Here is a 22801-nt window from a genome sequence, read left to right as displayed (position 1 = left end):
CGCTCAGGCTCCCGTCAAGGAACGCTCGCGGGCCGGAATGGGGACCGCGGCCAGTTCGGCGTCGACCATAATCCGGGCGAGTTCCGGAGCGTGCACGGTGGCCCGCCAACCCAGTTCGCGTTCGGCCTTCGAGGCGTCCCCGACCAGGTCGGGGACCTCGGAAGGGCGCAGATAGCGCTCGTCGAAGCGGATGTGTCTCTCCCAGTCGAGGCCCGCGTGCTCGAAGCAGAGGCGCAGGAAGTCGCGGACGCTGTAGCTGGTGCCGGTGGCGACCACGTAGTCGCCGGGCTCGTCCTGCTGGAGCATGCGCCACATCGCGTCGACGTACTCGGGCGCGTAGCCCCAGTCGCGGCGGGCCTCCAGGTTGCCGAGGTGGAGGACGGCCTGTTCGCCGCGGGCGATGCGGGCAGCGGCGCGGGCAATCTTGCGGGTCACGAACGTCTCGCCGCGGCGGGGGGACTCATGGTTGAAGAGGATCCCGTTGACGGCGTGGACACCGTAGGCTTCACGGTAGTTGCGGGTGATCCAGTACGCGTACACCTTGGCGGCCGCATACGGGGAGCGCGGGTGGAACGGCGACATCTCCGACTGCGGGGGTGCGGTCGTTCCGAACATCTCGGAACTGGAGGCCTGGTAGAAACGGCACGGCAGCCCCGTCATCCGGATGGCTTCGAGGAGACGGGTGGTGCCCAGACCCGTGGTGGTCCCGGTGAACTCGGGTTCGTCGAAGGAGACCCGGACGTGCGACTGGGCGGCCAGGTGGTAGACCTCGTCGGGCTGGATGCCCTCCAGCACGGCGGCGATGCGGGAGCCGTCGGCCAGATCTCCGTAGTGCAGCCGGAGCCGGGTGTCGGGCTCGTGCGGGTCCTGGTAAAGGTGTTCGATCCGCTGGGTGGTGAAGGTCGAGGAGCGGCGGATGAGGCCGTGCACCAGATAGCCCTTGGAGAGCAGGAACTCGGCTAGATACGAGCCGTCCTGGCCGGTGATGCCGGTGATGAGCGCGGTTTTGTCGGACACGGCGACTCCTGAAGGGTGGGGGGACGACGTGCGCTGCGCGGCTGTGCGCAGGCCGTCAGCAGGCCGAGGATCACGGCCTGCTCGGGGGGCAGGGAGTAGGTGATCATGTAGACCAACTGGCTGCAGATGAGCAGCCGGAGCAGCAGTCTGTGTTCGCTGTCAGCTCCCGCCGCGCGCCATGCCGTGGCATACACCAGGAGGAGTACCACTACGCCGAGGAGGCCGAGGCGCAGCAAGACCTCCAGATAGTAGTTGTGGGGTGAAACGGTGATGAAGGCTCCGTTGATCACGCGGTCGTACCCGGAACCGAAGGGCAGACCCAGTAGCCAGTCCGGCACCTCGTCGAGCTGCGGCAGCAGAGCGTGCCAGCCCTCCATCCGCCATACCAGCGTCCGATCATCTTCACTGGAGGCGGCGAGACTTGAGGTGACCTCGTCGGCGGTTCCCCAGGAAACGGCCAGCAAGTAGAGCGTGCTGAGGGAGCCCAGAACGCCCAGAGCTGCAGCACGGGATCCAGTCTGCCGGTGGCGAGACAGCAACCAGCCCGTGATCATGACGCCCACGGCCAGCCAGACGGTGCGGTGCTGGGCCAGGATGACGACCACCAGCAGCGTCCCGGCCAGGGCTCTGCCCCAGACGATGTTGCGCCCACACAGCAGGATCACGGCTGCCTGACCGATGATCAGGGCTCTGTCAGCACCCAGCGGACGGGCGTTGGTGAGTACTCCGTCGACCGTGAGCGAGTCGGAGTTGGAGCCGATGCCCACCTGCAACCACCACAGCAGGGCAAGGCAGCACAGAGCACAGGCGGCCCACATCCAGATGCGGGTGACCGCGAGCAGCAGTTTCCGACCAGCCGGCAGGACGGCGACGTAGAGGGCAACGCAGAAGAGCTGGATGAAACTGGTACGGGCTTCGTTGCTTGCCGTCTGGATGCCGAAGAGTCCGAACCCGCGGATCAGCGCATGGGTGGTCAGGACCAGCAGGGCCAGCAGCAGGGCCAGGGTCCGGCGCCCCCAATTCCCCCCGAGCATGATGAGCGCAGCGAACAGCAGACAGACGGTCAGCACATCGGTGGGCAACAGATTCACACCCGCGCCCCGGACGGGCTGAGGCATGTCCCGCTGCGACTGCCAGAGCTGGACGGCGATATACAGGCCGATTCCCCAGACGGGCCAGCGGACGAAGCTCGCGACGAGCGCCGCGCAGACGATGAGCGCGGCGCAGCCGAGCAGCAGTGTCGTCGGATCGAATAGCAAGGGATCATCCCCCCGCGGGAGGGCGGCGAACAGAGCATCGCACCGCGGTCTTCACATAGGGCGAGAACATCAGCAGCGGAGCCCTCGGCCAACAGTGCCGCAGGCAGTAGACCCACCACTGACGGGGCGGCAGTTCACGCTGCGAGGTGATCCGGCGCAGCGCCTCGCGCACGCCGATGCCCGGTTCTCGGGACCCGGTGTGCGGTGGGTTGCGGTCGCAGATGCCGACGTGGCAGGGCGTCACATAGGCGGCAATGCCGGCCCGGCGGACGCGGAATCCGTGATCATAGTCGCCCATGCCGTGTTGGAAGACCTCATCGATGTCGCCGACCCGTTCGCACACCGTCCTGGGCAACAGCACCACGTTGCCGTTGTACGTGTCGCAAGGCTCGGGTCGACCGGTGGGCTCGACCAGTGCGAGCGCACGGCCGCGGCGCCCCGAGTACGTGGTGCGGTCGTCGGCCGAGGCACGTACGGCGCCGACCACGACCTTGCCGGGGCCGACCGCGTGTGCGGTGTCGAGCAGTACGGCGAGGGCATCTCCCTCCAGCGTGACATCGTCGTTGAGCCAGAGCTGGTAGTCCCAGGCCGGTTCGCCGGATCGCCGACTGGCGCGGCTCGCGATCCGCATGCCGTGGCTCCAGTAGATGTCGGTGCCGACCGTGGTGACCTCCACCTCGGGGTGGGCCGCGCGGACGGCCTCGGGTGTGCCGTCGGTGCTGCCGGCGTCGACCAGGTAGGTGCGTACGGTGGTGTCCTCCGGCAGCTCGCGCTGTCCGGCGAGCGCGGCGAGCGCGGACAGGGTTTTGGCGCGGCGATTGTGACTGCTCATCAGCACGGCGATGCGGACAGGTGGCACGTGAAACTCCTCAACTGGCACGCCTCATCATTACCGGATGCATTACCCATAAGGACTCAGCCAGGCCGGACTCTGATCGGAACTGCCACTCCAGATTTGCCGCCCTACCGAAATTCCTGTGCCGGGCTGCTCAGGTTGCCGCAGAATGGCGCTCGGCATGTGTCACCCGCCGGTGCACACGAGTTCGTCGACGGGGCGATTACCGGAGAAGGGCGGGATCACAGGACCTCGACACAGTCCCCCGGGCAGCGGTTGCGGGTATCGAAAACGTACGCCCCGGCCCGCTCGACGAGGGCATAGTCGAAATCGTCGTGGTCGATTGCCACGACGACCACGTCGGCGGCCCGGATTTCAGCTTCGGTCAGTTTCACGCAGACGATGTCCGGAGGGAGGAGATAGGGGTCGGTGTGCGGTTCCACCGCAGCGACCCGGGCGCCAAGGCCTTGCAGTGACCGGGCGAGCACGAGGGCCGGTGACTCGCGGATGTCGCCGGTGTTCTTCTTGTAGGCCAGGCCCAGTTGCAGGACCCGCGAGCCGTTGACCGACTTGCCGCGTTCGTTCAGGCCCCGGCTGATCCGCCAGACGACGTGGTCCGGCATGTGATCGTTGATCTCGTTCGCCAAGGCGATGAACCGGACGTTCTGCCTGAGCAGCCGCTTGACCTGCCACGACAAGTAGGATGGGTCCACCGGCAAGCAGTGCCCGCCGACACCTGGCCCGGGCCTGAACGCCATGAAGCCGAACGGCTTCGTGCCGGCCGCCTCGACGGCTTCCCAGATGTCGGCCCCCAGCCCCCTGGCGAACGTCGCCATCTCGTTGACCAGGGCGATGTTGACGTGACGGAACGTGTTCTCCAACAACTTGGTCAGCTCTGCGGTACGGCAGGAGGACACTGGCACGGTGCGCTCGACGATGCGTGCGTAGAAGCGCTCGATGTCGTGCAGCGACGCCGGGTCGATCCCGGAGATCACCTTGGGGGTGTTCTCCAGCTGCCACTGGGGATTCCCTGGGTCGATACGCTCGGGGCTGTACCCGAGGTGGAAATCCACGCCGGCCTTCAGCCCGCTGCCGTCCTCCAACAGTGGCTGCAGCAGACTCTCCGTGGTGCCGGGATATGTGGTCGACTCCAGAATTACAGTGGCGCCACTGGTGATATGAGGGGCGATGCTCCGGGCGGCGCATTCCACGAAACCCAGATCCGGCACGCCCTCGCGCAGCGGCGTCGGCACGGTGATCGTGCAGATGTCGAAGTCGGACATCGCGTCGTAGTCGGTGGTCACCTTGTAGCGACCGCTGTCCAGAGCGCTGATCAAACGCGCATTTCCGATACCGTCGATATACGAGTCGCCGGAGGCCAGACGCTTGACCCGCAACTCGTCCGTGTCCACGCCGACGACACAGAAGCCCGCTTCCACCGCGCGCATGGCCAGCGGGAGACCCACGTATCCCTGACCGACGACGATCAACTTGCGCTGATCCCGGATGGGGGGTTGACCCACACTTACCACCCCGTATCCTCAGAATGGAGTATCACAATCCCAACATCGCATGCCCGGCCGCTCCGATTTCCCCCTCCCCACATGTGTCTGCCGGGGATCACCCCAATTCAGTAATCGGCGCCGAACGGCACAGCCGCAATGGGTGAATACGCGCCCGATGGCGGGCGCGAAACCGAACGACGGCAGCTGCCAGGTCTTAGCGTTCCGGGGTATGACACCGAAGCTGCGCGACCTGACAGCCCGCGGCCGAGTTCTGCTGGCGCGGACCGCCAACCGGGCCCTGCTCGGACCGGTCTCGGGAGGAGTTCCGCGGGAGTACGTGCGCTCCATCACTGAGCGCATGCACCATCCCAGGATCGCCAGGCATGTGAGCGAGTCCGTGACCAGGACCGAAGCCGTGGTCGAGCGGTACGACTTCCCCGCGGACTTCCCGCCGCAGTTCCGCCGGTCCAAGGCGTTCGACGAACGCCATGCGCACCGGCTCCACGATGTGCTGGTCAGCCCGCACAGCGGCCTCGTCTGGCTGCCCGGCGGCCCCGTCCTGGAAGAGAGCTACGGCTCCCTCAACCGGTCGCTCGGCTGGGGCGACGTCCGCCACGAACCGCTGCTGCCGGTCAGACGACTCACCGGTCGTCCCGTCGTGGCCTTCGCGCCGACGGGCTATTACCACTGGCTGCTCGAGGTACTCCCCGCCGCGCTCTTCGCTCTCAGTGTCGAGCCCGAGGCGCTGCTCCTGATGCCGAGAAACGTGCCGGCCTATGTGCTGGCGGCTGCCGAGCACCTGGTCGGGCCCGCCAGGATCGTCCGCCTGGACGACATCGCGCACGTCGACTCGTGCCTCCTCGCCGCCGTCGAGCCCATGTCCGGCTTCGTCCAGCGGGCCGAGATCGACCGACTGCGCGCAGCCTTCCCCGCGGACCCCGCCGACGCCGAAGCCATCTACGTGAGCCGCTTGCAGGACCACAAGCGAGCATTGTCGAACGAGGCAGAGGTCGAGTGCGCGATGCGGGAGGCTGGCGTCACCGTGGTGTACGCCCAAGACTTTTCCTTCGATGAGCAGCGCGCGCTGTTCGCCGGCGCCCGAACGGTCATTGCTCCGCACGGTGCCGGTCTGGCCAACCTGGTGTGGACTCAGCGGGCCGAGCGTGTGATCGAGGTGTTCCCTCATGCCTGGTTCAACGACTGCTATGCCCGCTTGAGCCGCAACCTCGGCATCGACTACGACTACGTCGTCGCGTCGCCCACCGAAGAAGGAGGGTGCGTCGCACCACTGGATCGGCTCGAGGCGCTTCTGAACGAGGGTGCGACCGCTGGGTGCTGAGCTGTGCACAACGGTGGGGTGCCGGAGTGCGGCGCCGGAGTGAACTCGGTCGCCCCGCGCAACAACACACCTCGTAGGCGGGCTATGCACCATATACCCTCATTATGCTGCCGTCCGTGCCCTCTGAAGACATCTTGTCCAGCACCCGTGACCTCTTCATCCGCGTTCCGGGCTGCCAACGGGCTCTCCGCGCCGCGGCCCTGCGCGGTCTCGTGCCCCGCGCGGTGTGGGGGCGCCTGCATCCCACGGGAGAGTGGAGCCTGCGGGCCCCCGACGGACGCACCTTCCGCTACGTCAGCAGCGACGCGGACATCCTGGCCCGGAGTCTGATCTGGACCAACATGCGGCACTGGGAGGAGACCACCCACCCGCTCGTCTACCAACTCGCCCGAAATGCCCGCCGGTTCGTCGACATCGGCGCATTCTCCGGGATTTACACCCTCCTCGCCTGCCGGGCCAACCCGCACCTGGAGGCAGTGGCCGTTGAACCCAACCCCGTCGCCGCCCGCATGCTGAACCGCAACGTCCGGGCCAACCGGCTCGAAAGCCGCGTCACCATCATCGACAAGGCACTCTCGGACACGCCGGGGCGCACCTGCCTGAGGATCCCCGCCGACACGACGGCGGCCTCGCTCCTGGACCGGCGGACCGCCCGGAGCCTTGTCGACGTGGAGGTCACGACGGGGGACGAGGTGCTCGACCGACTTGCGGTTGACCTCATCAAGGTCGACGTGGAGGGGCTCGAACCGCAGGTGCTGCGCGGCATGGAGAAGAGCATCCGCGCCCACCACCCGGCCATCATCGCGGAGTGCCTGGACAAGGCAGCGCTGAGCAGGCTCCGGGAGACTGCTTTCGACCTGGGCTACCGTCACATTCAGCATCTCGGCAGCAGGGGACCGGCACCCGTGACGGCGGACCTCGTCCCACCGGGTCGCTATGCGAACTTCCTCATCACCCGGGACTCAGCGGCCGCAAGGCGATCGGGAAGCACTTCCTGACCCGGTGGTATTGCCGGTCACTTCCTCGCGATCAGCGACTTGGGCAGTCCGGCGAAACGATCGAACCAGATGCTGGAATCGGAGATAGAACCGCATCTCGGCTGCGGAGAGAAGCTCTACCTCCTGTCTGGCACCGCACCATGACGGTGTGTCGCATTCACTCGACGTCCAGCGGTTCCACCTGGATCCATGCGGAAGTGAAGAAGGAGAGCGAAGCTCATGGCTGATGCTATGAATATCGGTGTCACACCCCCGACCGCCGCTGCCGCAGCGGTGAATGCCTTTGGCGCGGCATCAGACGGGAGGGTGCGCTGCCCCCTCGACCGTTCGACGCGCGTGTTCGTGGCCGGGGGCCGAGGGCTGGCCGGTTCGGCGGTGTGGAGGCAGCTGGCAAGGGAGGGGTTCACCGATGTGGTCGGGCCCGGCTCGGAGGAGTTGGATCTGCGGGAGCGCCGGGCCGTCCTCGACTGGTTCGCGGCCACGCGGCCCGACGTGGTCGTGCTCGCGGCGGCGCGGGTGGGTGGGATCAAGGCGAACGCCACCCAACCCGCCCAGTTCCTCTCCGACAATCTCCGCATCCAGGTCAATGTGTTGGACGCGGCCATGGAGCACGGCGTGGAGCGGCTGCTGTTCCTGGGCTCCAGCTGCATCTACCCCAAGTTCACCGAACAGCCCATCCGTGAAGAAGCGCTGCTGACCGGCCGGTTCGAGCCGACCAACGACGCCTACGCCATCGCCAAGATCGCCGGGATTCTGCAGGTGCAGGCGGTGCGGCGGCAGCACGGTCTGCCGTGGATCTCCGCCATGCCGACCAATCTGTACGGGCCTGGCGACAACTTCCATCCCGAGTACTCCCATGTACTGCCCTCTCTGATCCGGCGCTTCCACGAGGCGAAGGAATCGGGGGCGCCGCGCGTGGTGAACTGGGGCAGCGGCACACCTCGCCGGGAGTTCCTGCACGCCGACGACCTGGCGGGAGCGTGCCTGCACCTGCTGGAGCACTACGACGCGGACGGTCCTGTCAACGTCGGCACCGGTACGGACCTGACCATCCGGGAACTGGCGGAGCTCGTCGCGGACGCCGTCGGGTACCGAGGGAGCGTCCAGTGGGACACGAAGCAGCCGGACGGTACCCCGCGCAAGCTTCTTGACGTATCCCGGCTCACCGCGCTCGGCTGGGCTCCTCGAATCGGCCTGCGGGAGGGAATCGCCCAGACGTACGCCTGGTACGTGGAGAATCTCGAGTCCGGCACGCTGCGGCACTGACAGACTCCACGGCGGCCGGGTGGGAGGAAGGGAAATCGCCCCCGCGGTGCCGTCCGTGGGAAAGGGCGCCCACGGTATGCCGCTCCTTGACGGCGGGTGTGGCCGACAGCAGGTACCCCGACGACAACGTGAGGTCATGCGTCGGAAGATCTTCTATCGGCCGCAGGTATTGCTACGGGCTTCGCGACTGCCGGATGGGGCGGGGTGGTCAGCTGTTCTTCCGTCGCCGGACGGCCATCATCGTGCCGGCTCCGAGCGCCAGCAGCCCTGCGGCTCCGACCAGCAGAACGGGTGAGCGGTCCTCACCGGTGTCGGCGAGGTGAGGCTTGGGGGAGCGTACGGTGATCTCGGCCGAGAGGGTCAGCTTCGATTTCTCTCCCTTGAGGCGGAAGGTGTGCTTGCCCGGATCGGTCCACTTGGGGATGGTGACGGTACCTTCCACCGTGCCGTTTGCGTCGGCGGTGAAGCGGCCCAGCTTGATCGGCTTGGAGAGGAGGAACGCGCCCACCCCCTCGTTCGGAAGGAACCCGGTCGCTGTGAAGCCGAGGTCGTCTCCTGCGTCAACGGTGGTGGCGGTGAGGGTCAGGCTCGGGGCATCGGGTGGATACGGCTGGGAGTGGGCAGGTTGGGCCCCGACGACTGGGACTGCGGCCAGGACAGCAGAGGCTGCCGTGGCCGCGAAAGCGGCACGAAACTTCGATGAGGCCGTCATCGCGTTCACTCTCCTCAAATGGAATCGGGCGACGGCATGGTCCGACCCGCGAGTACGGTATGTGCATAGATAGCGCCGAATAGCGCCTGTTAAGCATTTTCGGGAGACAAGGCGCTGTGTGGCGTATGTGAATCACCGGATTGGCCGCCGGTCCCCGGACACGAGGAGCGAAGGCGCCTGGTATGTGCCATTCGGTTGGTCCGCCTTGTGGCGCCTGCCCTGATCAGTGATTCCCTGGGGCGGCCCACTCCGCTCAGGGAGGTGCGAGCCATGCGGTCCGCTGAGGGGCTGGGCTCCCCGTCTGGCATGAACCACGGTGACGCCCGGTCAGCCAAGGGCCGGCCATGGCTGACTGGGTGCCGGGAAGAAACGCTCTTTGAAGTCCTCATCCAGCAGAGATGTCGGATGAATACTGGCATCGCGCCGCATGTCTTGGTCTCCTCTTCTTCCCCTCCTGGAGGGTGTGTGCCCCCGTTCCGCGTACTTGTGGTGTGCACTGGCAACGTCTTTCGCTCTCCGCTTGCCGAGTGCCTGCTCAGGCACCAACTGCTCGAGCATCGGCAAGTGATCCATGTGAGCAGTGCCGGCACCCGGGCCGTAGCGGGTATGCCAATGGCGGCTGTTGTCGACTCCTTCCTGCTCGGACGTGGCGTGCAGCCCTGCGGGATGGGCTCCTGCCGACTGACCAAGGAGATGGTCGAAAACGCGGATCTGGTGCTGGGCGCTGCGACGGAGCATCGTGAGGCCGCTGTGCGGCTGTCCCCTGTGCGTGCGTTGTCCCGTGCGTTCACCTTCCGTGAGTTCGCCCGGCTGGTGCGTTCAGAGGACGCCGCAGGCGTGGTGGATCCGGCCGCACGGTTTGTGACCCTCGTCCAGGGCGCGGCCGCTCGCCGTGGTGCCGTGTCGACACGCACGGGTGACATAGACGTGAACGACCCTCTTGGCGCATCTCCATCGCAAGTACACGAGTGTCTGGTTCAGATCGAGGAGATCGTCGAGCGGATTGCCGCCGCCATGCGGACCAGATAGCACCCGTCTTCGTCAACTGTGAGCTGGTGCTGTGACCGCATAGGTCGCCGGGCTGCGTGAGGCCAGCCCCTCGGGAGGGTGAGTTCCCAGCCTGTCACGTAGGTCTTGCGGCCGTCGGTTCCCGTGACGTGGGCACATAGGGGCATCCAGGGAACCGGTCCCTGGTAGCGCAGGTGCGGTGAGATGGTCATGCCCGGTCTTACGGCGGCGGCCCATGCCCATCCCATCAGTTCGTCCAGGAGTATGGCGCTGACGCCGCCGTGGCCGTAGCTGTACATCCGTACTCCGCCCGGGAATTCGTCCACCTCGGGGATGCCCGCCGGTTGGCGGCGGGGCCGGTGAGCTGTCCGGTGAGACCGCGGACGCCGTCTGCCAGGCGGTTCAGGGCTTCCGGGGAGGCCGCGGTGCGGACGGTGGCGGAGTTGTTCCCAGTCGAGGACGTGGGAGACGACGCGTTCGGGTGCGACGGTGCCGGAGGCGGCGAGGGCGAGGGCGTCGGGGATGTGGGCGCGGACGTTGTCGCGGGCGATGCGGAGGGTGACGCCGGTGAGGTACATGTCGAGGAGCGGCAGTTCGCCGGGGCGGAAGTGGTTGCCGGCCGATTCGCAGATGCCTTCGGGGGCGAGTGACTTGACGGCGAGGGTGAGCTGGTCGACGCGGCCGGTGGCCTCGACGGCGAGGTCGAAGCCGTGGCGGATCGGTTCGATCGCTTCTGCGGTGCGGGCGCCGTAGCTCTCGGCGAGCTTGCGGTGTTCGGGGTCGGGGTCGATGTAGAGGATGTCGCAGGCGCCGAGGGCGCGGGCGATGTCGCAGACGTACAGGCCGATGCCGCCGCGGGCGACGACCAGGACGCGGGCGCCGGGGCGGGCCTTGAGGTGGGGGTGCGACCAGGCGCCAGGACAGCGACCAGTTGTCGCTGGCCCAGGCCATCGCGACGGAGTCCAGGCCGGTCGGCAGTGGGACCAGCATGGCGTCCGCGTAGGGGACACGGACCAGGTCGGAGAAGAGGCCACCCCAGCTGCCGCCGATCGGCGCGCCGTACATCGCCATGTGCGGGATCGAGGTGCAGTGGGCGGTCAGTCCGGCGCGGCAGTGGTCGCATGTGCCGCAGTTGATGGACCACGGCACGACGACGAGGTCGCCGGGAGCCAGGTGGTCACGTGGTCGCCGACGTCGGTGACGCGGTCGGGAAGACCAGCGTCCAGGCCAGGCCGCTGGAGCGGATCGCCTTCTCGGAGAGCTCCTTGTTCGCATAGATGTTGCGGAGGAACGTGCGGTACATGGCCTTCTGGGCGGGGCTCGCCGACCGGTAGGTGTCACCCACGCCGAACGACGAGAGCCACATCAGGCGGGATACGCCCTTCTCCTTGGCCGCGCCGATCACGGCTGCGGCGTGGGTGAACAGGTCGTCGGCGTGTACGGACGTGCTCCTGCCGAGGGCCGAGATGACGACGTCCTGCCCGGTCATCGCCTTCGCGACATCATTGTGCGAGGTGGCGTCTCCGGCGACTACGTTGACCTGGTCTGCCAGGTCGTTCAGCGCCTCCGGCCTGCGGGCCAGGACGGTGACCGTGTCGCCGCCTCTGATGGCCAGGTCGACGACGTGGCGACCGGTGGGGCCGGTCGCACCGAGGATCAAGAGCTTCATGGGCTGTGCCTCGTTTGGGAAGCGGGACGAGGTCGGTGTTCAGGCGAGCTCGGCAAGGTCTTCCTCGGTGAGGGTGATCGCGGCGGCGGCCATGTTCTCCTCCAGGTGGGCGAGGGATCCCGTGCCAGGGGGCCAGGGTCACCGGGGAAGAAGTGAGCAGCCATGCCAGGCCGACCTGGGCGACGGTGGCACCGTGCCGGGCCGCCCCCTGGCCAGCCGCTCGTCGTCGAGCCTGCAGCGCCCCTATCCCTCCAACGAGAGCGTGGCACTTTGCGCCAACGGCTCAGTTGAGGTATGCCACAGGTCATGGAGCTCCGCGGCGAGGTCGAGTTCTGGGCTCGGATCAAGCCCCTGACACAGGCGGACGACGCGGAATGGGTCCACATCGCCCACGACCTCGACACCTGGCCCGGAGCCCGCGAGGCCGCCCGCCGACCACGCGCGTCGCGGCGGTGCGCCCCGGGCACGGAAGCTGTACAGCCCCGCAGCTCTCGCCGACGGGCGTGACCGGGAGGCCCTGCGGGAGATGGTCGCCCATGGCTTCCAGGTGCGGACCGCCCCGGCCCCGCTTCCGCAGGGAACCGTGGTTCGAAGCCGCTTGGCAGAGCGCAGCGGACCTGTCCGCCGTCCTCGATTCGCGACGGCCCCGCATCGACGACCGGACCGTCGAAGTCCTGCGCGCTCTGGGCTCCGGCGCCACCGACGAGGCGGCCGCACGGGAACTGGGCATGTCGCTGCGCACCTACCGCCGCCGGGTCGCCGAGCTGCTCGTCGGCCTCGATGCGGCCTCGCGCGGGGGGAGTCCCGTGACCCTGGGCGTCGTCGGCGCGATCTGCTGCCCGCTTCGTCCAAAGGGGTAAACGCCGAGGTCAGAACAAGCACGGGCGCTGGGGAGCGGAGCGCCATCGCGACGACGAGAGCATCGATGGCGTATTTGTGGCCGTGCAGGCCGCCGGCGTCGCTCAGCAGCTGCACCGCGGTGAGGCTGTCCGCCTGGGTGACGCCTGGACCTGAAGGCGGGAGAGCACCCACTGCAGCCGAGCGGTGTCTATCTTCCCCGTATCCTAGGTCCCGGCAGGCAACGTTTCGCCCCGTCGCGGCGCCCGGCACGCCCTCTCGCCGCACCGGCCGAAAGCCCAAGTACATCCAGCACGAGGACTTCCGGCCGGCACGCCGAGAGCACGCACCGGACGCCGCTCCTTGACGGGCAAACGTTGCCTGTCGGGGCACTAATTGCCCCGCGGCGGGGTGAGCTTGTCGAGATTCAGGCTGATCTCGAAAGGCACTGGGCGCTTCAGAGTGCCTCGGAAGATGCCGGCGGGCGCGTAGGCGCCGGCCGGTTCGTCGAGTTCGTAGACGTGGACGACAGGGGCCCCGCCTTCGTCCTCGATGCACCAGTAGTGCGGGATGCCGGCCTCCGCGTACTTGCGCAGCTTGACCGTGCGGTCCCGGTGCGCGGACTCGGGTGAGACGACCTCGATGACGAGTCGCACTTCGTCCGGCGCGAACCAGGTGCGGTCTCCGTCGTAATCGGCCGTCGTCAACAGCAGATCCGGTTCGGGCCGGTTTCGCTCGTCGAGCTTTATGGTCATCCCACGGCCGACCCTGACATCGCCGGGCGCCTGCTCCATGAGGGCGACGGTGAGCATGGTGACGAGGTGGCCGTGCCACCACCTCTGCGGCGACATCATGAAAACGAGGGCTCCGTCGATCAGCTCGGTGTGGCGAGGCGCCTCGGGGAGGCGGTCCAAGTCGTCCGCGAACCAGCCCTCCTCTCGCGGCGGGCGCATCCAGTCGGGCAGAGCTGTCATGGCTCAACCGTAGCGACTCGGCAAGGCCCGGGCCACGAGATCGTCGGCGGTGCACCGTCCTTGGCCGGCGGCTGTGCGGACCGGGGCTGCCGCCGGTGCTGGTGCTGTGCTGGCTTGGATCTCCCAGAGGGGTGTTTCCGCTGGTGGCAAGGGGTCGGTTTCTCCGGGGTTGACCCCTTGCTGTTCCGCTGCTGGGACAATGCCGTACTCATCTCCGCCGAGGATTGTGCAGCGCTGCGTGAAGGCTCGTACCTGCCGGATGCCGCACGTGAGGGTGCTGCGTGAGGCTCGTCTTCGAGGATCAGGGCTGCGAGGACTACACGTCCTGGCTCAAGAGCGATCGCAGGATGCTTGCGCGGATCACCAAGCTAATGGAGGACGTCCGACGGGACCCGTTCACCGGCGCGCGGACTGCTGCCTCGCCCACCCCTAACGCCCGGGCGGGCCGAATACGCGGCCAGGGCCGCAAAGGAGCCTTGGCCGCCCTGCGTGACGCGGCCGTACTCAAGACCGTCTACGCCTACGGCACCCGACGGACGGAGTCGTCCAAGGTCGACCTCGTCGACCTGCGCCGGAACCACAAGGCGCCCCAGTACGGCAAGTACGGCAGCGTCATGGTGCGGTTCGGCAAGTCGAGCAAGGGGGCGCCGCCGAAGCGGCGAACGGTGCTGCTGATCCCGGAAATGGACTGGGTCACCGACACCTTGAACCACTCAGCGGATGAGCATGGACACCCTCGCGGCGCTCTGCGACATCCTGCAGTGCACCGGCCGGGCACGGCGATGCCGTCACCCAGCTCGCCTGCGTGATCTGCGGCCGCGCAGGGCGCAAGGTTCCCCGTGTCACTCCGCAAGGCCGCGCATGCGACTGGTGCGTCTCCCGGACCGAACTGCACCCGTGCTCGTACTGCGGGAAGGACGGTCACATCGTCACCCGGACAGAGGAGGAAGGAGCGGTCTGCCGCTCCTGCTACGAGAGCCGCCACCGGTTCATCGGGCCCTGCGCCGACTGCGGGCGCCTCGGCACCTACCGGATGCGGCTCAGGGACGGGGCCAGGGTCCCCCTGTGTCGCCTCTGCGCCGGGTTCACGGACCAGGGTCCGCTGCAAGACCGTGGGCCCCGTGCAGTCAAACTCCGCCGAGGGGCCGGTCTGCCGCCGCTGTTACGTCGCCCCGGCCAAGCTCTGCGGCAAGTGCGGCCAAATCCGGCGACTCGCCAAGCGAGGACGGCGAGCCGGGCGTCTGCGACAACTGCTACAGGTTCGAGGGGATTTGCGCCGCCTGCGGACGCTTCCGCGACGGCGCGCGCAGCAGCAGAGCCGGCGGAGTCTTCCTCTGCGACCCATGCCGCCCCCGGCCTACGCACCGATGCGTCGACTGCGGCCGCAACAAGAAGGCCACCGTCACCACATGGCCGGTCGGCCCCCTCTGCTCGCCCTGCTACAACAGGCGTCGACGCAACCCGGAGCCCTGTGCCCTCTGCGGCGTCACCCGCGTACTGATCGGTCGCAGCGGCGAGGGCGAGCACGGGCGGCTTGCGCCACATCAGTGGGCGGCTTTGGCCCAGGACAGCTGGGCCGACTACCTCGCGGCTCTCACGACTCAGAACAAAATGTCGTAGCAGTAGGGCCCGCACAGCCTCACATCCGGGATCGCAGCACGTCGACCTCGCAACCCGGCGCGAACGGGTCGAAACCGTGCTCGACCAGCCAGCGAACCGCCAGCAGGCTTCGCAACGACCACCACGCGTGGATCACATCGAGGTCGATGTCAGTGCCGTAGCCGGCGATGACGTCGTCAAGGTGCTCCTCGTGTCCGAGCGTGAAGGTGGCGAGGTCGTACCGGGCATCACCCTGGCCCGCCTCGGACCAGTCGATGATGCCCGTGACCTCGTCGCCGTCGACGAAGACGTGCGCGATCTGCAGGTCGCCGTGCGTGAACGACGGAGTCCACGGCCGGAGCGCGGCCTCGGCGACCAGGCGGTTGCGGGTGACCAGGTCGGCGGGCAGGATGCCGTTCGTCACGAGCAACTCGCACTCGTCGTCGAGTTCCGTCGCCAGCGCGGCGATGCTCCGGCCGGCCCGGCCCGGCCGGGGCGGCAGCGGCGCGTCGTGCAGCTTCCGGATGGCGGCGCCCGCAGCGGCCCACCCGGCCGGCGACCCGGTCGACGGCCCGCCGAGGCGCCCAAGCGTCGTCCCCGGGAGTGCGGCGAGGGCGAGCACGGGCGGCTTGCGCCACAGGACCTCCGGGGTCGGGACCGGCGCGAGGGACATCGCCTCGACCTCGACGTCGATGCGCGCCTGATCGGCGTCCACCTTCAGGAACACGTCGCCGACGCGCAGAGTCGCACGCTCGGAATGGGCGACGACGACTTTGACCTCATCCATGGGCGACCAGTATCCCGGGGGTGATCGCCGACGTCGCCGGGTTTATCGCGTGCGATTACGCGGCTGGCCGCATCCCGCTACCCGGCGGCCTCGTGCACGGCACCGGCCTCAGACCAGGTCAAGCAGTCCTCAGAGCCGCTGAATAGCACACTACCGGAACACTGCCTCTGCACCAGTATGCAGGGAAGCAAGCACGGTTGTCGGCGTCCGCGCAGGCGCTGATGCGTTCGGTGTGTGCCCAGCGCGCGGGCCGGGCAAGCACCGCCTGGATGTGGTGGCGTGGTGCTGAATCCTCCACTCCCGCCGATGCTCGCCGAAGCCTGGTGGGCGCTACCCGGCGGGCTGGCCGTGGAGCCGAAGTTGTGGACAGAGGTCACAGCTGCCCGTAGTCCATGCCGATGCAGGCCGACTGTGCACTCCCACTGCCTCAGGTACCGCACCCGAAGCCCGAGTGGGCCTACTCGGAGGTGCGGTGGATCCACCGTTGAGCCTCAGCTTTGGCCGGCTTCTCCCATGTGTGACGCAGTGTCTGGGGGCAGCTACCGTAACTACTTGCCATTGTGATCGTTGAAAGTGATCTGCTTTCGTCCGTCAGGTGGCTTCTCGGGGCGCTGACCTCGATTTTCCTCATCCGGCCGCATGCTGCGCATACTGCTGGACTTACTCCATTCGGGTGATTCGGTGTGATGGTGCCTTGTCACTCAGTTGGAGGTGTGGGTCACTGAGAGTGTGAACCGGCGGGCTGCCCATCCCGCGCCGGGAGAGCGTTCCAGAAGGCAGCCGTTGCCGGTTTTTCCCGTGCCCACAGGAGATGGCAGAGGGCTGCTGCGCTTGCCCGTTTGCGGTCTTGCTCTTGCCTGTTGCGGCAGGTGCTGGCTGGTCCTGCTGGTTCCTCGTCATGTCCCCTGTGAGAAGCGAGGAAAAAACTGCCATGCCTATTTCTCCCAATCAGGGTTCAACCGGCGGTGGGACGCTGGTGACCATCACGGGTACGAACCTGTCCGGCACCAGCGCGGTGAAGTTCGGCAGCAAGTCGGCGACGAGCGTCACCCAGGTCTCACCGACCCAGGTCACCGCCGTCTCCCCGTCGGGAACCGGCACGGTCGGGGTCACCGTGACCACTCCGGGCGGGACCAGCAACCCGGTGCCGTTCTTCTATGTGGGTGCCCCGTTCAAGTCCTCTCTGGACACGTCCTCCGGGCCGCTGGCCGGCGGCAACAGCATCACCATCAGCGGCACCGGTCTGTCCACGGCGACCAGTGTGGACTTCGGCGGGGTGACCGCCACGCCGACGGTGAACTCCGACAGCTCGCTGAGCGTCACAGTGCCCGCGGGCGCGGCGGCCGGCCCGGTGGCGGTGAGCGTCACCACCGCCGGGGGCACGAACAACGGTCTTGCCTACACCTACGTCGACATCCCGGCGATCGGGGCCATCACCCCGACCTCGGGTCCGACGTCGGGGGGTACGGCGGTGACCATCACCGGCACCAACCTCGACAGCACCGACTCGGTCACCTTCGGCGGCACCGCGGCGCCGTTCTCGGTGATCAACACCACCACGCTGTCCGCCGTCACCCCGCCCGGGACTGCGGGAGCGGCCGACGTGGTCGTGACCAACCCCGCAGGGTCGGACACGGAGGTCGGCGCGTTCACCTACGTCGCCGGCCCTGGCATCTGATCCGTCCGGAAGTGACGGGGTCACGCGCCTGCGCTCCTCCAAGCGAGCGCCGACACCCCCTTCACATACCCGCCCGTGGCGGCCTTTGCCGGCGCCACGGGCGGGCACCGGCCTACGTCCTGGGAGAGGAAGCTGCCCGTGTCCGTCGATCTGCTTCCGCACACGCGTACCGTGGCCGCCACGGCCCTCGCTGTGCCGATCGCTGCCATCCCGGTAGGCAACGGCCCGACCGGTATCGCCCTCAGCCGCGTCGGCCGGACGGGTTACGTGACGAACTTCGCCTCCGGCACCGTCACCGCCCTCGACACCGCTACGCGGACCGCCACCGCCACCATCACGGTGGGATCAGGGCCGTGGGGAGTCGCCGTCGACCCCACCGGAGCCGAGGCGTATGTGGGCAACGCCGGTTCCGGGACGGTCAGTGTGATCGCCACGGCCACGAACGCCGTCACCGCGACGATCGGCGGCATCTCCGCCCCCGCCGGTATCGCCTTCTCCACTGACGCTGCCCGTGCCTACGTGGTCAGCCAGGACACCGGCACCCTGATCGTGCTCGATACGGCCACGCGCACAGTCGTGACGAGCGTTGAGGTGGGCAGTACCCCGTACGAGATCGCGCTCTCACCGGACATTCCGCACGCGTACGTCAGCGACTTCGGCGGCGGCACCGTCACGGTCGTCAACACCGGCACCCTCACAGTCATCGCCACCATCGGCGGCTTCACCCAGCCGCGCGGCCTGGCCGTCACCCCCGACGGCCAGCGCCTGTACGTCACCGACCACGGCAGCGGCACCGTCAGCGTGGTGGACACCACCACATACACCGTCGCCAAGACCATCGGCGGCTTCAACGCCCCCGTCTGCGTGGCCATGGGCCCCCGCGGCGTCCTCGCCTACGTCACCGAAGACGGCTCCGGCTCGCTCACTGCGATCAACCTGGGCACCAACACCCGCGCCTCCACGGTCGCCGGTCTCAGCAATCCTGATGGACTTGCCGTCACCCCCGACAGTCACCACATCTATGTGGCCGACACCGGCAGCGACACCGTCAGACTGCTGAACATCCCGGTGGCCGTCTCACCCGACCAGGGCCCCAGCGGAGGCGGTACCCCGGTCATCCTCACCGGACGCGGCTTCCTCCACGCCACCCAGGTCCGCTTCGGAGGCCGCCCCGCCACCTCGTTCACGGTCGTGGACGACACCATCATCACCGCGCTCACTCCCGCGGGCAGCGGTGCCGTCCCGGTCACCGTCACCATCGCAGGTGCCTCCTACTCCATCGGCACCTACTTCTACCTCGAGCCCCCGAGAATCCGCACCGTCTCTCCCACCGCCGGCCCGAACGCAGGCGGCAACACCCTCACCATCACCGGCATCGGCCTGTACACCACCGAGGAAGTACGCCTCGGCACCACCAGCGTGTACCCGACCGTCGTCTCCGACGCCCGGCTCGTCCTCACCGCGCCCCCCGCACCCCCGGCTCCGCCCGGGCCGGCTATAAGGGTCCCGGTGGTGGTGACCACCCTGGGCGGCGTCGCCAGCGGTCGCGTCTACACCTATCTCGACCCGGCCACGACCACCACACTGAGTTCCTCGCCGGAGCTCCCCGTCGTCGGCGAGCGGGTGAGGTTCACCGCGGCCGTCGCGACCGTCGTCCCCGGAGCCGGCACGCCCACGGGGACGGTCTGGTTCGACTTCGGCGACGGCACCGTCCCGGTCAATGTCGTCGTCGTGGACGGTCTGGCAACAGCGGCGCACACCTACACCAGCACCGCCAACAGCCCGTACATGGTCACCGCCGGCTACAGGGGGGACAACGACTTCGCCCCCTCATCGGACGCCGCGCAGCAGGCGGTGGCGCAGGCGCCGACCTCGACGACCGTCCTTTCCTCCCCGGAGCCCTCGAGCCCCGACGGGCCGGTATCCGTCACCACGCGGGTCATCGTGGCCGCCCCCGGCACCGGGCGACCCACGGGCACGGTGACCATCGACTTCGGCGACGGCACACCGACCGTCGTGCAGCCCCTGGTGGACGGCCTGGCCACGGTCACCCACACCTACCCCGCGAGCGAGGCCACCTACACGATCACGGCCTTCTACAGCGGAGACACCGACTACGCTTCCTCCACCGATGTCCACACCCACCGGGTACTGGCCAACGTCCGAGCCACCACCACGAGCGTGGCCTCCTCCCCGGATGCGTCGACGGCCTGGCAGCCGGTGACCTTCACCGCCACCGTCGCACCAGTGCTGCCGGAGGCAGGCACTCCCACCGGCACCGTCACCTTCGACTTCGGCGACGGCACGCCCACGGTCCCGGTCGCTCTGGCCGACGGGGTCGCCGTCGTCAGCCACACCTACACCACCGCGACCGGCAGCCCGTACCCGGTCACCGCCTTCTACACCAGCGACAACGCAGAGCTCAGCTCCTCCGTGGGATACGACACCCAGACGGTGAACCCGGCGCCCACGTCCACCGCGGTCGGCTCCTCAGCCGAGCCGTCCCTGCCGGGCGAGCCGGTGACCTTCACCGCCACCGTCACACCGCACGCTGCGGGGGCCGACGCGCCGGCGGGCACGGTGAGTTTCGACTTCGGCGACGGGACGGCGCGGGTCGCGGCCCCGGTCGAGGACGGGACCGCGGTCATCACCCACGCCTACGCCACCACCGTCGGCAGCCCGTACACGGTCACGGCCGCCTACGACGGGGACGCGGACTTCGCCGGCTCCGCCGACACGGCTGCCCACACGGTGGACCAGGCGTCGACGAGCGTTGCGGTGGCGTCCGTGCCGGATCCGTCGGTGGTGGGCGAGCCAGTGGCTTTCACCGCCACCGTGGCGCCTCTCGCTCCGGGAGCGGGCACCCCCACCGGCACCGTCACCTTCGGCTTCGGCGACGGCACCACCTCCGTCACCCTGCCCCTGACCGGGGCAGCGGCCACGACCGACCACACCTACACAAGCGCCACCGGCAGCCCGTACCCGGTCACGGTCACCTATGACGGCGACACGGACTTCACCGGCTCCACCGGCGCCGCCCTGCACACGGTGAACCGCGCGTTCACCACGACCGCCGTGGCGTCGGTGCCGGATCCGTCGGTGGTGGGCGAGCCGGTGGCCTTCACCGCCACCGTGGCGCCCGTGACTCCGGGAGCGGGCACTCCCACCGGCACCGTCACCTTCGGCTTCGGCGACGGCACCACCCCCGTCACCGTGCTCCTGACGGATGGCTCCGCAACCGCCACCCACACCTACACCGGCAGGTCCGACGGCCCGGAGGCGGTCACCGCCACCTTTGACGAGAGCGTGGACTTCGTCCCCTCCACCGGCGCCGCCCTGCACACGGTGAACCGCGCGTTCACCACGACCGCCGTGGCGTCGGTGCCGGATCCGTCGGTGGTGGGCGAGCCGGTGGCCTTCACCGCCACCGTGGCGCCCGTGACTCCGGGAGCGGGCACTCCCACCGGCACCGTCACCTTCAACTTCGGCGACGGCACCACCCCCGTCGCCGCCCCCCTGGCCGGCGGCACCGCGACCGTCACCCGCCCCTACACCGACCGGAGGGACGGCCCGTACACGATCACCGCCACCTACAGCGGTGACACGCGCTTCGCGGATTCCACCGGAACCGCCCTGCACACCGTGGACCGGGCATCGACCAGCACTGCCGTGGTCTCAGCGCCGGATCCGTCGGTGGTGGGCGAGCTGGTGACCTTCACCGCCACCGTCACCCCCGCGGCTCCGGGAGCGGGCACCCCCACCGGCACCGTCACCTTCGGCTTCGGCGACGGCACCACCCCCGTCGCCGCCACACTGGCGGACGGCACCGCCACCGTCACCCACGCCTACGCCACGCGGGCCGACAGCCCGTACACGATCACCGCCACCTACCACGAGAGCATGGCGTTCGCCGGCTCCACCGGCACGGACACCCACACCGTCGGGCAGGCATCGACCACCACCACCCTGGTCTCGGTGCCGGATCCCTCGGTGGTGGGCCAGCCGGTGACCTTCACCGCCACGGTGGCGCCACTCGCTCCGGGAGCGGGCACGCCTACGGGCACCGTGGCGTTCCAGTTCGGTGACGGCACCACCTCCGTCACCGCCCCCCTGGCCGGCGGCACCGCCACCGTCACCCGCCCCTACACCACGCGAACCGGTACCCCGTACACGGTCAACGCCACCTACAACGCAAGCCCCGACTTCGCCGGCTCCACCGGTACGGACACTCACGCGGTGAACCGGGCATCCACCAAGACCACCGTGACGTCTGCGCCGGATCCGTCTGTGGTGGGCCAGCCGGTGACCTTCACCGCCACGGTGGCGCCACTCGCTCCGGGAGCGGGCACCCCTACGGGCACCGTGGCGTTCCAGTTCGGTGACGGCACCACCTCCGTCACCGCCCCCCTGGCCAGCGGCACCGCCACCGTCACCCGCCCCTACACCGCCAGGTCCAGTGGCCTGTTCACCGTCACCGCCACCTACCTCGGCAGCACCAGCTTCGCCGGCTCCAGCCGCACCGACCCGCACACCGTGGACCGGGCGTTGTCGACCACCACCGTGGTCTCCTCCCCGGACCCATCAACCCCGGGACAGGCCATGACCGTCACGGCAACCGTCACAGCCGTCCCGCCAGGAGCGGGCACACCCACTGGCTCCGTCACCTTCGCCGTCGCAAACCGCTCACCTGTCACCTCTTCTCTCGTCAACGGCAGCGCCACCACAACCGTCAGCACCCCCTTGAGCGTGGGCACCCACAGCATCACCGCCACCTACATCGGCAGCACGGACTACACCGGATCCAGCGGCACCGACAATCACACCGTCACGCCCTGATCCGCGTGACTACACACCGAGCGGCGCCCGCAGTTTCCCGACCGGGCAGAGGAAGCCACCTCAGCGGCCGCCGTACCACGGGGCAGAAAACCGTGCCGAGAAAGGAACGCCTGCGCTGGCCCTGCACCCGTGGTCAGCGGGCCGGCCCGGACGTGGTGCACAGGGGGTCCGTACACCGTGGACCGCGGCACGCCGAACATGTCGGCGATCTGCTGGACGGTCTTCTCCCCCTCGTCGTACAGGCGTTGGGCGAGCGCGGCCTGGTCCGGGGTGAGGCGCGGTCGGCGCTCGCCGACCCGGCCGCGGGCCCGCGCGGAGGCGAGCCCGTCGTTTGCACCATCAACACCCTCGGCGGCAACCCCGACCGTGCGGTTCAGCGTCCTCATCGTGTCCGACCGATCTGCGGTCCGGGAGAAGACGAAGCGACGCAGGTTGTACCCGGTCATGGCGGGACGGGACAGCGTGCCCATGGAGGACTCGCG

Annotated in this window: 16 protein-coding genes and 5 pseudogenes; 9 read left to right on the top strand and 12 right to left on the bottom strand. The window is 68.6% G+C overall.

Translation table 11 applies throughout. The features are described from left to right. Positions 1–3 precede the first annotated feature (3 nt). From gmd to H8R17_RS19515, 4 genes are all read right to left on the bottom strand, one after another. Entirely contained in the window at positions 4–1017 is a 1014-nt protein-coding gene (gene gmd, locus H8R17_RS19530) for a GDP-mannose 4,6-dehydratase (protein ID WP_187824489.1), read from the bottom strand. Continuing rightward, positions 960–2276 carry an O-antigen ligase family protein gene (locus H8R17_RS19525; RefSeq protein WP_187824488.1) on the bottom strand — a complete coding sequence of 439 codons (1317 nt, stop codon included), beginning with the start codon at positions 2274–2276 and terminating at the stop codon, positions 960–962. The genes gmd and H8R17_RS19525 overlap by 58 nt, the downstream gene beginning before the upstream one ends. Positions 2277–2280: 4 nt before the next feature. Beyond that, entirely contained in the window at positions 2281–3135 is an 855-nt protein-coding gene (locus H8R17_RS19520; RefSeq protein ID WP_187824487.1) for a glycosyltransferase, read from the bottom strand. Positions 3136–3353: 218 nt separating this feature from the next. Then, entirely contained in the window at positions 3354–4634 is a 1281-nt protein-coding gene (locus H8R17_RS19515) for a nucleotide sugar dehydrogenase (RefSeq protein ID WP_316959453.1), read from the bottom strand. Between the two features lie 211 nt (positions 4635–4845). On the opposite strand from H8R17_RS19515, the gene H8R17_RS19510 reads away from it, so the two are divergent. From H8R17_RS19510 to H8R17_RS19500, 3 genes are all read left to right on the top strand, one after another. Then, complete coding sequence (locus H8R17_RS19510; RefSeq protein ID WP_187824486.1) at positions 4846–5955, top strand: DUF563 domain-containing protein; 1110 nt, start codon at positions 4846–4848, stop codon at positions 5953–5955. Positions 5956–6071: 116 nt separating this feature from the next. Beyond that, on the top strand, positions 6072–6953 hold the full coding sequence (locus tag H8R17_RS19505) for an FkbM family methyltransferase (RefSeq protein WP_187824485.1): 882 nt from the start codon (positions 6072–6074) through the stop codon (positions 6951–6953). A 273-nt stretch (positions 6954–7226) separates the two neighbouring features. Next, positions 7227–8219, top strand: a complete 993-nt coding sequence (locus H8R17_RS19500) for a GDP-L-fucose synthase family protein (RefSeq protein WP_399476967.1) — start codon at positions 7227–7229, stop codon at positions 8217–8219. Positions 8220–8427: 208 nt separating this feature from the next. Here H8R17_RS19500 and H8R17_RS19495 read toward each other — a convergent pair whose 3' ends face one another. Then, a complete protein-coding gene (locus tag H8R17_RS19495; RefSeq protein WP_187824484.1) occupies positions 8428–8931 on the bottom strand; it encodes an LPXTG cell wall anchor domain-containing protein in 504 nt (167 codons plus the stop codon). Between the two features lie 465 nt (positions 8932–9396). Here H8R17_RS19495 and H8R17_RS19490 point away from each other — a divergent pair, with 465 nt between their 5' ends. Further along, entirely contained in the window at positions 9397–9960 is a 564-nt protein-coding gene (locus H8R17_RS19490; RefSeq protein ID WP_316959452.1) for a low molecular weight phosphatase family protein, read from the top strand. 419 nt (positions 9961–10379) lie between these two features. On the opposite strand, the pseudogene H8R17_RS19485 reads toward H8R17_RS19490, so the two are convergent. The 3 pseudogenes from H8R17_RS19485 to H8R17_RS46970 all read right to left on the bottom strand — a co-directional run. After that, positions 10380–11144, bottom strand: a pseudogene (locus H8R17_RS19485) (alcohol dehydrogenase catalytic domain-containing protein); the annotation flags it as partial. After that, positions 11144–11608 (bottom strand): annotated as a pseudogene (locus tag H8R17_RS19480) (NAD(P)-dependent oxidoreductase); the annotation flags it as partial. The pseudogenes H8R17_RS19485 and H8R17_RS19480, both read right to left, overlap by 1 nt. Before the next feature lie 39 nt (positions 11609–11647). Beyond that, positions 11648–11813: pseudogene (locus tag H8R17_RS46970) on the bottom strand (aldo/keto reductase); the annotation flags it as partial. Positions 11814–11914: 101 nt separating this feature from the next. On the opposite strand from H8R17_RS46970, the gene H8R17_RS19475 reads away from it, so the two are divergent. Continuing rightward, the gene (locus H8R17_RS19475; protein ID WP_187824481.1) at positions 11915–12115 is read left to right on the top strand and encodes a hypothetical protein; all 201 of its coding nucleotides are present in this window, start codon (positions 11915–11917) and stop codon (positions 12113–12115) included. A 29-nt stretch (positions 12116–12144) separates the two neighbouring features. Next, positions 12145–12468, top strand: coding sequence for a DNA-binding response regulator (locus tag H8R17_RS19470; RefSeq protein WP_262505353.1), 324 nt, complete (start codon positions 12145–12147; stop codon positions 12466–12468). A gap of 4 nt (positions 12469–12472) precedes the next feature. Here the strand turns inward: H8R17_RS19470 and H8R17_RS46965 are convergent. After that, positions 12473–12666, bottom strand: a pseudogene (locus H8R17_RS46965) (DNA-binding protein); the annotation flags it as partial. Between the two features lie 171 nt (positions 12667–12837). Next, the gene (locus H8R17_RS19465) at positions 12838–13419 is read right to left on the bottom strand and encodes a Uma2 family endonuclease (protein ID WP_187824480.1); all 582 of its coding nucleotides are present in this window, start codon (positions 13417–13419) and stop codon (positions 12838–12840) included. A 281-nt stretch (positions 13420–13700) separates the two neighbouring features. Between H8R17_RS19465 and H8R17_RS45735 the strand changes: the two are divergent. Further along, positions 13701–13823: pseudogene (locus H8R17_RS45735) on the top strand (type II toxin-antitoxin system YoeB family toxin); the annotation flags it as partial. A gap of 1235 nt (positions 13824–15058) precedes the next feature. Here H8R17_RS45735 and H8R17_RS19455 read toward each other — a convergent pair. Continuing rightward, the gene (locus H8R17_RS19455) at positions 15059–15805 is read right to left on the bottom strand and encodes a phosphotransferase family protein (protein WP_187824478.1); all 747 of its coding nucleotides are present in this window, start codon (positions 15803–15805) and stop codon (positions 15059–15061) included. A gap of 931 nt (positions 15806–16736) precedes the next feature. Between H8R17_RS19455 and H8R17_RS19450 the strand changes: the two genes are divergently transcribed. Together H8R17_RS19450 and H8R17_RS19445 are read left to right on the top strand one after the other, a co-directional pair. Then, on the top strand, positions 16737–17483 hold the full coding sequence (locus tag H8R17_RS19450) for an IPT/TIG domain-containing protein (protein WP_187824477.1): 747 nt from the start codon (positions 16737–16739) through the stop codon (positions 17481–17483). A gap of 138 nt (positions 17484–17621) precedes the next feature. Continuing rightward, positions 17622–22319 carry an Ig-like domain repeat protein gene (locus H8R17_RS19445; RefSeq protein WP_187824476.1) on the top strand — a complete coding sequence of 1566 codons (4698 nt, stop codon included), beginning with the start codon at positions 17622–17624 and terminating at the stop codon, positions 22317–22319. Here the strand turns inward: H8R17_RS19445 and H8R17_RS46960 are convergent. After that, entirely contained in the window at positions 22301–22765 is a 465-nt protein-coding gene (locus tag H8R17_RS46960; RefSeq protein ID WP_262505352.1) for a helix-turn-helix domain-containing protein, read from the bottom strand. The genes H8R17_RS19445 and H8R17_RS46960 overlap by 19 nt on opposite strands. Between the last annotated feature and the right edge of the window lie 36 nt (positions 22766–22801).

The organism is Streptomyces sp. TRM68367, assembly GCF_014495685.1.
Lineage (GTDB): Bacteria > Actinomycetota > Actinomycetes > Streptomycetales > Streptomycetaceae > Streptomyces.
This window is presented reverse-complemented; position numbering and strand designations above follow the sequence as displayed.

Bases quoted from the DNA above. Each gene is read 5' to 3' on its own strand.
- H8R17_RS19510 (WP_187824486.1), top strand. From the start codon at position 4,846: ATGACACCGAAGCTGCGCGACCTGACAGCCCGCGGCCGAGTTCTGCTG.
- H8R17_RS19495 (WP_187824484.1), bottom strand. From the start codon at position 8,931: ATGACGGCCTCATCGAAGTTTCGTGCCGCTTTCGCGGCCACGGCAGCC.
- H8R17_RS19475 (WP_187824481.1), top strand. From the start codon at position 11,915: ATGGAGCTCCGCGGCGAGGTCGAGTTCTGGGCTCGGATCAAGCCCCTG.
- H8R17_RS19470 (WP_262505353.1), top strand. From the start codon at position 12,145: ATGGCTTCCAGGTGCGGACCGCCCCGGCCCCGCTTCCGCAGGGAACCG.
- H8R17_RS19465 (WP_187824480.1), bottom strand. From the start codon at position 13,419: ATGACAGCTCTGCCCGACTGGATGCGCCCGCCGCGAGAGGAGGGCTGG.
- H8R17_RS19455 (WP_187824478.1), bottom strand. From the start codon at position 15,805: ATGGATGAGGTCAAAGTCGTCGTCGCCCATTCCGAGCGTGCGACTCTG.
- H8R17_RS19450 (WP_187824477.1), top strand. From the start codon at position 16,737: ATGCCTATTTCTCCCAATCAGGGTTCAACCGGCGGTGGGACGCTGGTG.
- H8R17_RS46960 (WP_262505352.1), bottom strand. From the start codon at position 22,765: ATGACCGGGTACAACCTGCGTCGCTTCGTCTTCTCCCGGACCGCAGAT.